A 258-nucleotide genomic window follows, 5' to 3' on the forward strand; every position below is an offset into this window, starting at 1 on the left:
ATTTCCGCGCCCGGCGCAGAGAGTGTCGCTGCGCCCCCGGCACCAGCCTTAAAACCCTTGGAAGCAGCCTGATCGGGCGCGATACACAAGCCCGCTCTTGATTCTGCCCGCAGGGCGTAGGAGCGAACTTGTTCGCGAACTGCCGGGGACCGGCAGCAAAGCTAGCTACCTCGGTCGTGCCTGATGTACCGCACGTGACGGTTTCACTGTCGGTTCCCGACAGTTCGCGAACAAGTTCGCTCCCACGCCCTCCGGGCA

It is taken from the genome of Pseudomonas sp. SZ57, assembly GCF_009495975.1.
GTDB classification, from domain to species: Bacteria; Pseudomonadota; Gammaproteobacteria; order Pseudomonadales; family Pseudomonadaceae; genus Aquipseudomonas; species Aquipseudomonas syringae.